This is a genomic window from Halorubrum alkaliphilum (assembly GCF_017873815.1).
Taxonomy (GTDB): Archaea; Halobacteriota; Halobacteria; order Halobacteriales; family Haloferacaceae; genus Halorubrum; species Halorubrum alkaliphilum.
The window spans coordinates 42,426-56,033 of record NZ_JAGGKQ010000013.1; the positions used below are offsets into that span (position 1 = coordinate 42,426).

Consider the following 13,608-nt stretch of genomic DNA (forward strand, 5'->3'; position numbering starts at 1 on the left):
TCCGTTCTCGAACGACCACATCCCGAGTCGCGACTCCGGTGCTACTTGATTGTCGGTGCGATAATACGTGTGTTTCCCGACATCATCATGAACCCGAGGTCACGGCGTGTCAGTGATAGAACGTTACTCATATGACAGTACTGAGTGGGTTGAATACCGGGCGAATGGCGGTAGTAACACACGAGTCGAACGTGTACGTAACGGAATATTTATTTATTTTCGACGGTTATGTCTGGATAGTCGCATGTACGACCTCACAGGTTTCCAGCGTGATCTGCTCTACGTGATCGCCGGGCTTGACGAGCCGCACGGACTGGCGATCAAGGACGAACTCGAGGACTATTACGAGAAGGAGATCCACCACGGCCGGCTCTACCCGAACTTGGACACGCTCGTCGAGAAGGGTCTCGTCGAGAAGGGCCAGCGCGACCGACGGACGAACTACTACACGCTCACCCGTCGCGGTCGACGCGAGATCGACGCCCGAACCGAGTGGGAGTCGCAGTACGTCGATCACTGAGCGGCACGATCGGTCCTCCCTCTGGGGTCCGACGGTCGGTCCCGGTGTCACTGCCGTGTTCCTCGATCCTCCCCGATCGTTCGTTCCGCCCTCATGGCCGTCTCTCGTGCCGATACCGGATGCTCTCCCGGCCTCGATGACCAGTCGTTTTTTCGCGGCGGCCGTCGAGAACACCGTATGAACCGTGATACGGTAACCCCCCGAGTGTCCGACTTCCCAGGTGACCGAGCGACCGAGTGGGTCGAACACCACCACCGGTCAGCCGCGCCGAGCACCTACGTCTACGAGTTCGTGTGGGACCGCACCGCGCCCGCGACGGGGCCGTTCTGTACCGACGTCGACGGCAACGTTCTCATGGATTTCACGAGCCACGTCGCCGCCGCTCCGCTGGGCTACAACAATCCGCTGATCACCGAACCGCTCGCGGAGTTCGACCTCGTCGACCCGCTGAAGATCGCGGGACAGGACTTCTACGTCTCCGACGGCAACGATCCCGGCGAGGGCGCTCCCGGCCCGGCCGATCTCATGGAGCGTCTCACCGACGTGACCAGCCACTACGACATGGACACGGTGTTCCTCTCGAACTCGGGCGCGGAGGCGGTCGAGAACGCGATCAAGATCTCCTACGACGACGCCGACGGCGCGAAGTACGCGATCACCTTCGACGGCGCGTTCCACGGCCGGACGCTCGGCGCGCTCTCGCTCAACCGTTCGAAGTCCGTCTACCGCCGCGACTTCCCCGAGATCAGTACGGTCCACGACATGCCGTTCTGTGACGACCGCGGCTGTACCCCCGAGACCTGCTCGTGCGGTTTCTTCGCCGGCGGGAGTTCCCGACTACGGACGAAACTCGATCCGAAACGCGGCCACGTCGATCCCGAGTCCGTCGCGTACCTGATCATGGAGCCGATCCAGGGCGAGGGCGGCTACCGGTTCCCCTCGGACGCGTTCATGGACGAGATCGCCGCGGTCGTCGACGAACACGACATCACTCTCGTCGCCGACGAGATCCAGTCCGGGGTCGGCCGGACCGGCGAGATGTGGGGATCGGACCACTACGCGATCGAGCCCGACGTGATCGCGAGCGCGAAGGGACTCCGCGTGGGCGCAACGATCTCCCGTTCCGACGTGTTTCCCGAAGAAACCGGCCGCATTTCCTCGACGTGGGGTGCCGGCGACATCATCGCCTCGCTACAGGGCGCGTTGACGCTCGACGCCATCGAGGAGGAGGGACTCATGGAGAACGCGACGGTCCGCGGCCGACAGTTCCGCGAGATCATGGCTGACGCCGACCCGGATGGCGTCGTCGACGTCCGCGGGCTCGGACTCATGCTCGCCGTCGAATTCGATACGAAGGGTCGACGTGACGAGGTGATGGAGCGCGCCGTGAGCCACGGGCTGCTCACGCTGGCGTGCGGGACGAAGGTGCTCCGTATTCTCCCGCCGATGGACGTCACCGAACGTGAGATCGAACTCGGCTGTGACCTGTTGACGACCGCGATCGACGAGGCGGCCTGACACGGGCGCGCCCGCAACCACCACGGATAAACGACCCACGCCCGGATCGAACGCATGGCCGATGTCGACGCGGACGACTCTCCCGCCCTCCCTGCGGACCCCGACCCGGTCCGCGAGGCGTTGATCGAGTGGTACGAGACGGATCACCGCGAGTTCCCGTGGCGGCGGACCGAAGACCCCTACGAAATACTTGTCAGCGAGGTGATGAGCCAGCAGACCCAACTCGGTCGCGTCGTCCCCGCGTGGGAGGACTTCCTCGACCGCTGGCCGGCCGTGACCGACCTCGCGGCGGCCGATCGCGGTGACGTCGTCGCCTTCTGGTCGGACCACTCGCTGGGCTACAACAACCGCGCGAAGTACCTCCATGAGGCGGCGACACAGGTGGAAACGGAGTACGACGGCGAGTTCCCTCGAACGCCCGACGAACTGTCCGAGCTGATGGGCGTCGGCCCCTACACCGCCAACGCGGTCGCGTCGTTCGCGTTCAACGCTGGCGACGCGGTCGTCGACACGAACGTCAAACGCGTCCTCCATCGCGCGTTTGCCGAAATCCATAATGCGGACGATCCAGACTACGAAACCGTCGCAAACGCCCTCATGCCGGCTGGAGAGTCCAGAATCTGGAACAACGCCATCATGGAACTCGGCGGAGTGGCGTGTGGAAAGAAACCTCGGTGCGACGAGGCAGGTTGTCCGTGGCGCGAGTGGTGTCACGCGTACCAGACTGGTGACTTCACCGCACCCGACGTGCCCACCCAGCCGAGCTTCGAGGGGAGCCGGCGGCAGTTCCGGGGTCGGATCGTTCGTGCCCTTTCGAACCACGATGAACTCACACTCGATGAGCTCGGACCGAAGATTCGTGTAGACTATTCACCGGATGGAGAAAACGGTCGAGAGTGGTTAGAAGGACTTCTGACTGATTTGGCCGATGATGGCCTTCTCGATGTCGAAGAATCAGATGACAGGACGGTGGCGAAGCTCAGTGAGTAATAGAGTCTACTGCATTGGGTCTCGCCTACAGGCATCTCTACGTCGATAGCCTGCTGTCAAGGCCGAAACTGCGTGGATGTAGTGTGTTTTAATTCGGTCTGTCTCCTACGCTGATGGGATGACTTCCCGCGTCTATTACCATCATCCCGAGGATACGAAATATTCTCTTGCGTACGTCACTCAAGACAGGGATGAAATAACGACGTCCGGGCAAGATGCGATCGTTGAGCGCTACGATTTCGGTGAAGAGTTCTTCGTACTGTATACGAATCGCGGGGCGAGCGGGACGGTCGAAGACCTTGACGACGAGTTCGAAGACGTCCTCGATGAGATGTCACCGCAGGACCGGATGATCACGGTGCGTTTACTTCAGATATTCGAGGAGATCGTCGAGGAAAAGGAGCTGGAAGAGGAAGCGAAGCTCGAAATTTACAAGCAGATCGAATTAGAACGGATTCCCGACGCTATCGCACGCGTCGATTGGACCGCTACTGCCGTCGATGTCGCAGGGCAGCTTATGTCTACGCTGATTCTGAAACACGCGCTACCTAACGCGAATCACCGGACATCGATCGGTATGGCTCAGTGGTACCTGGAGAGCATCGAAACCGGGTTCTCGTTTCCTGACTTTGCGACCGAAGCGTACGACTGGAAGACGTGGGTCAACGAGTATATTACCGAATCGAAGCGGCTTCTCACGGTTCGGCGGAACACGACGGCGTTCTCGTTACTCTCCGAGTGGGGATGTGACATCGTCGTACGGAAGAACGGCATCGAGATCGTTCTTGTAGAGTACGATCTCGATTTCACTCGTTCAGAAGCGTACACGCACTATGGGGATGTGCACACTGAACTCTGTACGAACTTCCTTGCCGAATCCGCCACCCGTGCTGGACATGACGAACTCATCAGTACGGAAGGTATCAGAAAAGCGGAGTTCGTGTCGTTCCTCGAAGCGGCAGAATAATTGCGTTAGTCCTGAAGGTCCGCGACGGTGTGCCCAAGCTCCCGGGCATGTTCGCTCTCGCTTACGTCATACCGCTCTTCTAGAGAGCGGAGTTGTTCTTGGAAAGTCATCGTTGGAGCTTCAGATGGGCCTATTCTAACCGAGGCGATTCTCGCATAAGAACCTTTCCCGACTGCCGAAGATCGGGTTCAGGATATTAAAACGAGAATCGACAGTTCACGTTCATCTTGACTGGGAACTGTTCTTACCGCGCATTCGACGTGTCAGATGACGACGCAGCGTTCGAGCGGGCCGCTTCTCGTCTCATGCCCGATGGAGAGTCCAGAATCTGGAACAACGCGATTATGGAACTCGGTGGCGTCGCCTGCGGAAAGAAACCACGGTGTGACGAATCTGGGTGCCCGTGGCGCGAGTGGTGTCACGCGTATCAGACCGGCGACTTCACCGCACCCGACGTACCAACTCAGCCTAGTTTCGAGGGAAGTCGGAGACAGTTCCGTGGACGGATCGTTCGCGTTCTCAGCAACCACGAGGAGATGGACGTCGATACCCTTGGGCACAAGATACGTGTTGATTACACCCCGGAAGGCGAACACGGACGGGAGTGACTTCGGGGTCTCCTTTCGGATCTGGCCGATGATGAGCTACTCGAAGTCGATGAATCGGAGGATGAGACGATAACTCGTCTAGGGTAGCGTGATTTGATCCAGATCACTCGTATCGGACGGCGACCACGTGCCGATAAACCACTACGGCGCGGTTCGTCGCCGATGACGCTTACTTCGGCGTTCCGGGATCCCCGAGCAGCTCGGCGTTCGCCGGCTTCAGCCACTCGCGGTGTGCGTAGTAGACGACGGCGATCGGTGGGACGAACAGCGCGACGAGCGCGTAGAGCCATTTAAATAGGCCGAAGTCGGCGACCCCCCGCTCGCCGAGCGAGAGGGCGTCGAGTAGGATCGTGGCGGTCGCGAGCGGCGCGAGGACGTACGCGTGAGTGAAGCCGACGGCGGCACCCGCCGGTGTGCCGGCCTCCAACAGTGCCCATTCGAGCGCGTACAGTCCGCCCCATGCCACGACGGCGATCGCGAGGACGCGGAGCCACGGGCCGTTAAACCGGCGCTCGGTGGTCCCGTCCTCGTGTGTGGGAGTCGTCTGCGTGCTCACGAGTTCACTCAGGGTCGTACGATATTGAAAGTCGTGATGTCGGTGGCGGAGACTCCGTTCCTTCGACCAGTTATAAACGGCGTTAGCAACCCCGCTCGCTCTTTTATAACGAGGGTATGCCGTATCACCATACCCACTCCCGCCATCAGCCACTCCCGCCATCAGCCACTCCCGCTATCAGCCACTCCCGCCATCAGCCACTCCCGCCATCAGCCACTCCCGCCATCAGCCACTCCCGCTATCAGCCACGACCGCATCGACACCGATCGAGAACGGGGAGCTGTGTACGTAACTCGTGGAGGGGAGCAGCAAAGTCGCCCGGAATACGAGTCAGGCGGGACCGTCGACGAACTTCTCGGGACCCTCGTAGAACCAGTAGCCGTTCTCGCGCATGGCGCGGCCGAGCTCCTGATGGAACGCCACGAAGTCGTCGAACTCCTCCGTCTCGACGTGCTCGAATATCTCCTCGACGGAGACGACCGTCTCGTGGTCGATCCGGATCGGGTGGTCGCCGTACTGTTCGACGTACTCCGCAGCCGACAGCGGGAAGTCCTCTCCCTCGTCGATCTTCTTGGCGAGCACCGCGTGGCCGTACTGTCGCATGCCCTCGCTACCCTGCTCGCCGTCGGGGTCGTGTGGCCAGTCCATACACGGCATTTACCGCCCCGGAGGAAAGTCGTTGCGCTCGCGCCCGGGCCGTCTCGCCCCGTTCACGCGCCTCCGGAAACGGGGCATGATCGCTCCGTCAGCTACACGCGACGACTCAGACGCCGTTGTCCTCACGATACCGGTCAGGGACGTACGCCTGGACTGGCTCGGGCAGGAGGCGCGCCACGCGGGGAGCGAGGACGGCAAGAGGGCGACGAAGCAGGGTGTACGAGAGGGCAACGCCGACCGTCCCGACGACGAGCCACCGGAGCCACCCGTCGAGCACGAGATACAGCGGGACCGCAAGGAGTCCCGACAACAGCAGGTCCCCGGGAGCCCCGTCGTACCGCACCAGTCGGCGCGGCCGGATCCACGTTCCGTGATAGTGGTCGTACACTGCCCGATCGGAGTTCCCCTCCCACGGACGGAGCTCCAGCCCCGCGCCGAGCACGTCGGAGACGGAGTGGAGCGCCGCACCCGCCAGGAAGAGCGCCAGCGCGACCGTCGCGGTGGACGGCATCGCCAGTGCGACGAGGATCGCCGCCGCGGCCAGCACGGAGTAGTACACCGGGTAGTGTAGCGTCCTGCGGTGGCCGACGTACAGGTCCACGTCCGGGAGCAGCCCCCCGAGGAAGCCGGCAGCAAAGCCGACGGGAGCGTACTCCGGGCTTACGGCCCAGAGGGGGAGGGCGAGCGCCATCCCGGCCAGCACGTGGGTCGGAAGCATCATTGTATCGGAACGAAAGCGACAGAAGCGTATGAACGTATCGCTCAAGAACGGCAGACACCACGGGATACTCACAGGAACCGATCGGGGCTCACATCCCACGGAACGAACCGTACCGCCTCCAGCAGGCCGTTAGCGACGGCGATCAGTAGCACCATGTATATGGCGTTGCCGAGTGCCGAGAGCACGACGAACTGGCGGACGGGATACCCGCTCAATCCGGCCGGGATCGTCATCAGTCCGCGAAGTCCCGGCGTCGCGTTCGAGATCCAGACCGCGTGGCCGCCGAACCGGTCGAACCACCGGTCGACGAGCGCCAGCCGCGAGTCTCCGATTCGTTCCTTCACGATCTCGGGAAGCCGATCGAGATACGGGATCATCCGCGCGAGTCGTCCCGGCGACTCTCCGTCCTCGTTGACGGTTCGGTACAGCACCAACTGTCCTGCCGTCGCCGAACCGACACAGAACGCACCGACCACGACCGTGAGGACGAGTCCCGGTTCCGTCGCGACGACGTAGAGGATGAACAGCAACGAAGGGTGGAGCAGCTTCCCGACGAGCAACCCTTCAAGCGCGTAGAGGAGGACGAGCAACGGCGAACCGACGGTGACTACCAGACCGCCGAGTGTCGTATCGATGTCGATCGCCCGAGCCATCTCTCTATGGCGTCCTTGGTGGGCGGGCCGATAGTCCCAGCGATCCGACGAGAACCCGCCGCAATCGACCGGAACGACTGCGGCTGCTCCGGTGTCGATCGAGTCACCTCGTCCCGTGCCGTGTTGTACCAGTACGACTATCTGCGTGGGGCAAAACCGGCTACGACGATGAGCGCTACTGACGGTCTCGCGTCGTACTTCGGTCGCTCGCGCCGGAACACGGTTCTCTCTTGGCTGTTCGTCGCAGTTCTCGTCGGCGCCGTTGTCGCGGGCGTGTTCTTCGACCGCCCCGAACCGGTTCTGCTCAGCGTCGTGGCGATCGTCGTGGTCGCCGCCCCCGCAATCGCGTCCCGTGATCCGAGCGTAGTCGCGCCGTGGTACTTCGTCGGACTGGTTACGCTCCCGATCCTGTGGGAGTCGTTCGCTCCGATACCGCTCGTAACGGAGGTCGTTCCGAGCCTCGCGCTCGCGACACTCGGACTCCTGATGGTCGTCGAACTCGATCGGTTCACCTCGTTGCGCCTCGTACCGTGGTTCGCGGTGACGCTGACCGTCCTCCTGACGCTCGCGATGTCGGGGCTGTTGAACGTACTCTGGTGGAGTTCGGACGTCGTGTTTGGGACTACATATCTTCTCGACGGACGGTCACAGGACGCGGTGAACGCCGCCGTGATGATCGAGTTCATCTATGCGACCGTGGCCGGCCTGCTCGCAGGCGCCCTGTTTTACACGTACTTCCGGCTGGCGTCCGGTAGAAAGACCGCACCCAACGCGCCGCCGGTTCCTGAATCGAGCCGGCGTCGGCTCGCGGCCGAGAAACGGAGTCCCGCGGCTCCCGAGACGGCTCCGGCCACCGACGGAACGGATGCGGTCACCGGCGAATCCGAGGACGTCGAGGGCGTCGTGTTGAGCGATCGGCTGGGAATCTCCGTGCGACGCCAGATCGGACTCGTTCGGTTCATGCAGGTCGCGCTGGTCGGAGTGCTTCTCTATGGCCTCTGGTCACAGCGGATCGCCGTGGTGACCAATGCCGGACTGGCGATCGGCGTCACCTTTCTGCCGGCGCTGCTGGAGCGGGACTACGAGGTCGTTATCGAGCCGGGACTCGTGTTGTGGGTCACGCTCGCGGTGTTCCTCCACGCGCTCGGGACGGCCGGGTTGTACGACGCCATATCGACGTGGGACCATCTCACACACACCCTCTCAGCCACCGTCGTTGCGGCGACCGGATACGCCGCGCTGCGGGCGGTTCACCTCCATAGCGACGAGGTCAACCTCCCCCCGTGGGCGCTGTTCGGCGCACTCCTCGTGTTCATGCTCGCGATGAGCGTTATCTGGGAGATACTCGAGTTCTTCGTCGATCAGGGCGCAATCCGACTCGACATGGAACCGATCCTCGCACAGCACGGTATCGACGACACCATCGTCGATATGATGTTCAACGTGATTGGCTCGGTGATCGTCGCGGTCTGGGGGACGGTGTATCTGACGGAAGTCTCGAAGTCGCTCGCAACGACGTTAGAGGACCTGCTCGGGACCGGATCGTAGCGAGCCGACGCTGCTGACCGCCTCATCGACGGCGCATTCCGATCCCCGAGTACCCGCAAGCGTCACACGAGAGCGTCTCGCTCGCGCCGAATGTGTACGCCGAGAGCGACGAGCCACACCGAGGACAGGGGTCGCCCGCGGCGAGCGGCGGGTCGTACCGAACGTCGGCGACGACGACGCGAACGAGGAGCGCGTCGGCCGCGTCGTCGTCGACCGCACCGCCCCAGATGACGTTCGCGTCCGCACCGATCCGCGCCCGGACTTCGCCGATCGCGTCGGTCGCGGCAGTGATGCTCGTGTCCGGATCGACGACGACGTCGACGAGCACGGCACTGGCGGTCGCCGCGTCGACTCCACACGGGAGTCGATCGAAGGCCGACTCGACCGCGACCGCGGGCGCATCGCGAGGTGCCGACCCGGTCGCGACCGCGGCGAGACCCGAGGCGAGCACCGTCCGCGCGTCGGTGAGATCGAGGTTGACGAATCCGGGATCCTGAACGGCCGCAAGGAACTCACGCACCGTGCTCGCAGGGCCGAGCGCGGAACCCGCTCCGTCCCCGGCGAGCAACACCCCGTCGACCGCCGCCGTGATCGTCGCCAGCGCGTCCGCATCGGCGTCGTCGCCGGACACGACCGCGACGGTGAAGACGCCGGTGTCGGCGACCTCACGGAGGTCGGCGAGCGTGTCCTCGTCGGTGCTCGGGCCGACGACGACGACGGCGGCGACGACCTCCGTGGAATCGCCGGACTCCGTCGGGGTGGTTCCCGACCCGGTTCTCCCGTCGATCAGGTCCGGAACCGACACGACTCGGGCACCCGGGAACGATCCCGTAGAGAGTCCGTCCGCGTCCGCGGCGTCGCCGAGTCCGCAGACGACGATGGACCCGTCGAGTGCGTCCGCGGTCGTTCGGAGGTCCTCCCCTCGGGCCATGTATCGGGTGGTTCCGCCGCCGCCGACAAACCTCTTCGGACTGCGTATGCCGACGGACGCAGTCCGCCGCCGGCGAGTGAAACGAAGTCCTTAATTACCGGACGGTCGTTCTTCGATTTGGGACGCGGGACCGTGGGGTAGTGGTATCCTATGCGGATGGGGTCCGTATGACCTGAGTTCGACTCTCAGCGGTCCCATTACTCGTATTACGCCTCCATCGGGAGCAGTGCTGACCGTCAGATAGGCGAACGGGTCCGGTTTCGATCACCGGGTGGGTCACGGCCGAAGACCGGTTCGTTCAGTCGTCCGTTCGTTTATCGGACGGCTCAACGCGATACAGCCTGTCAAACGGCACGTACCCGACCTGTTCATCCGACTTCTGTCGGCGGTTCTCGTACAGCATGAGTCCGGATTCCCCTTCATAGAGACACCCGCATTCGATGCTCCCAGTGCTCCCGTCCTCGGCCTGGTAGATCACGTCCGTGGGGAGGGTAGTCCGTGAACGATCATAAATCTCTCTCGTCTGCGCGGATGAATCGCTAACGAGACACCGCCTCGCTCGCCGGATACCGTACCTATTTCAACGATACGTCGACTCGTTCCGCCATATGAGTCCGTCGAGCGCGGACGGGGGTCAGCTCACGATCCGGGGAGGCTCTCCGCTGCCGGCCGTCCTCTTCGTGACCGGCGTGCTTCTCACGCTGATCGCGGCCGCACAGGCGGCGTTCGCGCTCGGTGACGGTCGGCCGGCGTTGGAGGCGCTGCTCGATCTCGTCTTCATCGCGGTTCCCGGCCTAACCTTCGCGTACACCGGATACTGGCTTCCACGGTCGGAAGTCACCGGGACCTACTACCCGCGGATCGTCGCCTGGATGCTCGGCGGCATCCTCGTGATGTTCGGGTTCGTCGTCCTGCGGGACATCCACCCCGGCGTCACCGCCGAGTGGTCCGTCGGAACTCAAGCGATCGCCTTGACGATCGGGTCGGTCGGCGGGCTCCTGATCGGGATCCAAGAGACGCGAGCGACGATACGAACCGCCCAACTCGAGGACCGACAGGCCGAACTCGAGAAACGGACCGCGGAGTTGGAGGCGAACGAACGCGAGCTCGAGCGCCAGAACGCGCAACTGGAGCAGTTCGCCAGCGTCGTCTCCCACGACCTCCGGAACCCGCTGTCGGTCGCACAGGGGAACGTCGATCTGCTACGCGACGAGTACGAGATCGACCGACTCGATACGGTGTCGGACGCACACGACCGAATGGAGACGCTGATCGAGGACCTCCTGACGCTGGCACGGCAGGGCGACGCGATACGCGGGGTTGAATCCGTCGGCTTGGCGGAGCTGAGCCGAGCCTGCTGGGAGCAGGTCGCGACGGAGGACGCGACGGTTTCCATCGACGATCCCCCGATGGTGATGGCCGATCGCGACCGGCTCAGGCAACTGCTCGAGAACCTGTTTCGCAACAGCGTCGAACACGGGGGAGAGGGCCCGAACGTGACCGTCGGCACCCTTGACGACGGGAACGGGTTCTACGTCGCCGACGACGGTCCGGGAATCCCCGAGTCGGAGCGGGACCGCGTCTTCGAGAGCGGCCACTCGACTGTCGACTCGGGCACCGGGTTCGGACTCGCGATCGTCGCGGAGATTGCCGAGGCTCACGGCTGGGACGTTCACGTCGCCGACGCCACGGGTGGGGGTGTGCGGTTCGAGATCACTGGCGTTGAGTTCCCGGAGTAGACGGATCACTGCCATTGAAGCGGTCGGGGACCGACCCGCCGGTATGAAACAGATCTACGCCCCGTGGCGGATCGATTGGGTCGAGCGCGACGAGGACCCGGTCGACGGCTGTCCGTTCTGTGTCCTCCCGGAGCGCGCGGACGCCCGCGAGGCGCTCGTCGTCGCGCGCAGCGACCACAACGTCGTGCTGTTGAACAACTCGCCGTACAACCCGGGTCACGCGATGGTGATCCCGGACGCCCACGTCGATGACTGGACCGGACTCGACGACGAGACGATGCTGGATCACGGGCGACTGAAGGCCGCGACGCTGGCGGCGGCCCGCCGCGGGATCGGTCCGGAGGGGTTCAACACCGGGCTCAACCTCGGGGGCGCGGCCGCCGGTGGCTCGATCGATCACCTCCACACCCACGTGGTCCCGCGCTGGGAGGGGGACACGAACTTCATGCCCGTCGTCGGCGACACGAAGGTGATAGTTGAGGCCGTCGACCGGACGTACGAACACCTCCACGAGGCGTTCGCGGCCGGGGAGTACGTCGTCGACGCGGGTGATGCGGAGTCGGGTGACGCAGTGCGGCTCTCGTTCGACGCCGACTGAGTCGCTCGATTTCGTGCTGAGCAGTGCCTACTCCCCGTCGCCAAGCTTGGTCTCGCCGACCGCGTCGTGACCCTCGATGGTCTTGGTCCCGCCCATATACGGCCGGAGCGCCTCGGGGACGGTCACCGTCCCGTCGTCGTTCTGGTAGTACTCCAGGGTCGCGACGACGATCCGCGGGACCGCGAGCCCCGAGCCGTTCAGGGTGTGGAGGAACTCCGCGGATTCGTGGTGCTCCTCGCGGTAGCGGATCCCAGCCCTGCGGGCCTGGAAGTCCTCGAAGTTCGAGACTGAGGAGACCTCCAACCACCGACCGCCCTCTTCAGGGCCGTCCTCCATGTCGTCGCCGGGGGCCCACACTTCCAGATCGTACTTCTTCGCCTGTGTGAACCCGAGGTCGCCGGTACACATCTCCAGGATCCGGTAGGGGAGTTCCAGCCGCCGGAGCACCTCCTCGGCCTCGTCGACGAGCCCCTCGAAGCGCTCGTCGCTCTCCTCCGGTCGGACGAAGTTCACCATCTCGACCTTGTTGAACTGGTGGACGCGGACGATACCCCGCGTCTCGGTCCCGTGCTCGCCCGCCTCCTGCCGGAAGTTGGGCGTGTACGCCTGGTACTTGAGCGGCAGGTCCTCGTCGAGCAGGATCTCGTCGCGGTGGAGGTTCGTGACGGGAACCTCCGCGGTCGGGAGCAGCCAGAGGTCGTCGTCGTCGTACGCCTCCTCGTTGGTTCCCTCGACGCGGTAGGCGTCCTCGGTGAACTTCGGGAGCTGACCGGTGCCGCGCATCGACGCGGAGTTGGTCGGGATCGGCGGGAACACGTCGTGATACCCCTGCTCCCGGTGAACGTCGAGCATGAACTGGATCAGCGCGTGCTCCAAGCGAGCGCCGTCCCCCTTCGCGACGTAGAAGCCGCCACCGGCGACCTTCGCGCCGCGCTCGAAGTCCAGAATTTCGAGGTCCTCGCCCAGATCGTAGTGCGGCTCGACCTCCTCCGGAAGCTCCCGGCGGTCGTCGAACCCCTCGCGGCGTCGCTCGACGTTCTCCGATTCGTCCGCACCGACCGGCACCGAATCCTGCGGGATCTGGGGAAGTTCGAGGAGGGAACGCTCCAGCTCGGCTTCCAGTTCGTCGGCGCGCTCCTCTATCGCCTGTAGCTCCGCTTTGAGCTCTTGGGAGCGCTCGATCGCCTCCTCGGCTTCGGCCTCCTCGCCCGCCTGCTTCAACTCGCCGATCCGCGAGGAGACCTTGTTGCGCTCGTGACGCAGGTCGTCGCCGCGCCCCTTCAGCTCCCGCCACTCCTCGTCGACGTCGAGTATCCGATCGAGGTCGACGTCGACGCCCTTGTTCTCCAGCGCCTCGCGGACGACGTCGGGGTTCTCCCGAACGAACTGTCGAGATAGCATTTATCGGGGGTTCCGCCGGGCGACCCAAAACCGTATCGGAGCGTGGGTCGCGCTCGGGGGTCGCGAGCGTCGCTTCACGACTAAGATACCAGCAACATACCCCGGAAACGGTAAGTTGTACCTTGATAACACGTATCTCACAACCTTGCGGGTGCCCACCGGGACCAAAGCGACCGCTCCGAGGCGTTCACGAGACCGAGC

The 13,608-nt window shown here is 63.8% G+C and carries 14 protein-coding genes, 1 tRNA gene and 1 pseudogene; 9 read left to right on the plus strand and 7 right to left on the minus strand.

Annotated elements, in window-relative coordinates; genetic code table 11:
• Nucleotides 1-244: 244 nt before the first annotated feature.
• The 5 genes and pseudogenes from J2751_RS09415 to J2751_RS09435 form a co-directional block, all read left to right on the plus strand.
• The gene (locus J2751_RS09415) at nt 245-520 is read left to right on the plus strand and encodes a PadR family transcriptional regulator (RefSeq protein ID WP_209485474.1); all 276 of its coding nucleotides are present in this window, start codon (nt 245-247) and stop codon (nt 518-520) included.
• A gap of 177 nt (nt 521-697) precedes the next feature.
• Complete coding sequence (locus J2751_RS09420) at nt 698-2,038, plus strand: class-III pyridoxal-phosphate-dependent aminotransferase (protein ID WP_209485476.1); 1,341 nt, start codon at nt 698-700, stop codon at nt 2,036-2,038.
• Between the two features lie 54 nt (nt 2,039-2,092).
• Nucleotides 2,093-3,028: an HhH-GPD family protein gene (locus tag J2751_RS09425; RefSeq protein ID WP_209485478.1), complete on the plus strand. Its 936-nt coding sequence runs from the start codon at nt 2,093-2,095 to the stop codon at nt 3,026-3,028.
• Nucleotides 3,029-3,146: 118 nt separating this feature from the next.
• Entirely contained in the window at nt 3,147-3,995 is an 849-nt protein-coding gene (locus J2751_RS09430; protein WP_209485480.1) for a hypothetical protein, read from the plus strand.
• A 245-nt stretch (nt 3,996-4,240) separates the two neighbouring features.
• Nucleotides 4,241-4,690, plus strand: a pseudogene (locus J2751_RS09435) (A/G-specific adenine glycosylase); the annotation flags it as partial.
• Nucleotides 4,691-4,772: 82 nt separating this feature from the next.
• Here J2751_RS09435 and J2751_RS09440 read toward each other — a convergent pair.
• The 4 genes from J2751_RS09440 to J2751_RS09455 all read right to left on the minus strand — a co-directional run bounded on the left by J2751_RS09440 (nt 4,773) and on the right by J2751_RS09455 (nt 7,190).
• A complete protein-coding gene (locus tag J2751_RS09440) occupies nt 4,773-5,159 on the minus strand; it encodes a hypothetical protein (protein WP_321168683.1) in 387 nt (128 codons plus the stop codon).
• A gap of 330 nt (nt 5,160-5,489) precedes the next feature.
• Nucleotides 5,490-5,807: a DUF5785 family protein gene (locus J2751_RS09445; RefSeq protein WP_209485482.1), complete on the minus strand. Its 318-nt coding sequence runs from the start codon at nt 5,805-5,807 to the stop codon at nt 5,490-5,492.
• A 115-nt stretch (nt 5,808-5,922) separates the two neighbouring features.
• Nucleotides 5,923-6,537 (minus strand): metal-dependent hydrolase, encoded by a 615-nt coding sequence (locus J2751_RS09450; protein ID WP_209485484.1) that lies wholly within the window; start codon nt 6,535-6,537, stop codon nt 5,923-5,925.
• Between the two features lie 68 nt (nt 6,538-6,605).
• A complete protein-coding gene (locus J2751_RS09455; protein WP_245202703.1) occupies nt 6,606-7,190 on the minus strand; it encodes a DedA family protein in 585 nt (194 codons plus the stop codon).
• Between the two features lie 168 nt (nt 7,191-7,358).
• Between J2751_RS09455 and J2751_RS09460 the strand changes: the two genes are divergently transcribed.
• A complete protein-coding gene (locus tag J2751_RS09460; RefSeq protein ID WP_245202704.1) occupies nt 7,359-8,738 on the plus strand; it encodes a hypothetical protein in 1,380 nt (459 codons plus the stop codon).
• A gap of 22 nt (nt 8,739-8,760) precedes the next feature.
• Here the strand turns inward: J2751_RS09460 and J2751_RS09465 are convergent, their stop codons facing one another.
• The gene (locus J2751_RS09465) at nt 8,761-9,669 is read right to left on the minus strand and encodes a hypothetical protein (protein WP_209485485.1); all 909 of its coding nucleotides are present in this window, start codon (nt 9,667-9,669) and stop codon (nt 8,761-8,763) included.
• A gap of 126 nt (nt 9,670-9,795) precedes the next feature.
• On the opposite strand from J2751_RS09465, the gene J2751_RS09470 reads away from it, so the two are divergent.
• A tRNA-Pro gene (locus J2751_RS09470) sits at nt 9,796-9,866 on the plus strand.
• A gap of 101 nt (nt 9,867-9,967) precedes the next feature.
• Here J2751_RS09470 and J2751_RS09475 read toward each other — a convergent pair.
• Nucleotides 9,968-10,147, minus strand: coding sequence for a hypothetical protein (locus J2751_RS09475; protein ID WP_209485487.1), 180 nt, complete (start codon nt 10,145-10,147; stop codon nt 9,968-9,970).
• Between the two features lie 130 nt (nt 10,148-10,277).
• Here J2751_RS09475 and J2751_RS09480 point away from each other — a divergent pair, with 130 nt between their 5' ends.
• Nucleotides 10,278-11,408, plus strand: a complete 1,131-nt coding sequence (locus tag J2751_RS09480; RefSeq protein ID WP_209485490.1) for a sensor histidine kinase — start codon at nt 10,278-10,280, stop codon at nt 11,406-11,408.
• Between the two features lie 43 nt (nt 11,409-11,451).
• On the plus strand, nt 11,452-12,006 hold the full coding sequence (locus tag J2751_RS09485; protein WP_209485492.1) for an HIT family protein: 555 nt from the start codon (nt 11,452-11,454) through the stop codon (nt 12,004-12,006).
• Between the two features lie 27 nt (nt 12,007-12,033).
• Here the strand turns inward: J2751_RS09485 and serS are convergent, their stop codons facing one another.
• Nucleotides 12,034-13,407, minus strand: a complete 1,374-nt coding sequence (gene serS / locus J2751_RS09490) for a serine--tRNA ligase (protein WP_209485494.1) — start codon at nt 13,405-13,407, stop codon at nt 12,034-12,036.
• Between the last annotated feature and the right edge of the window lie 201 nt (nt 13,408-13,608).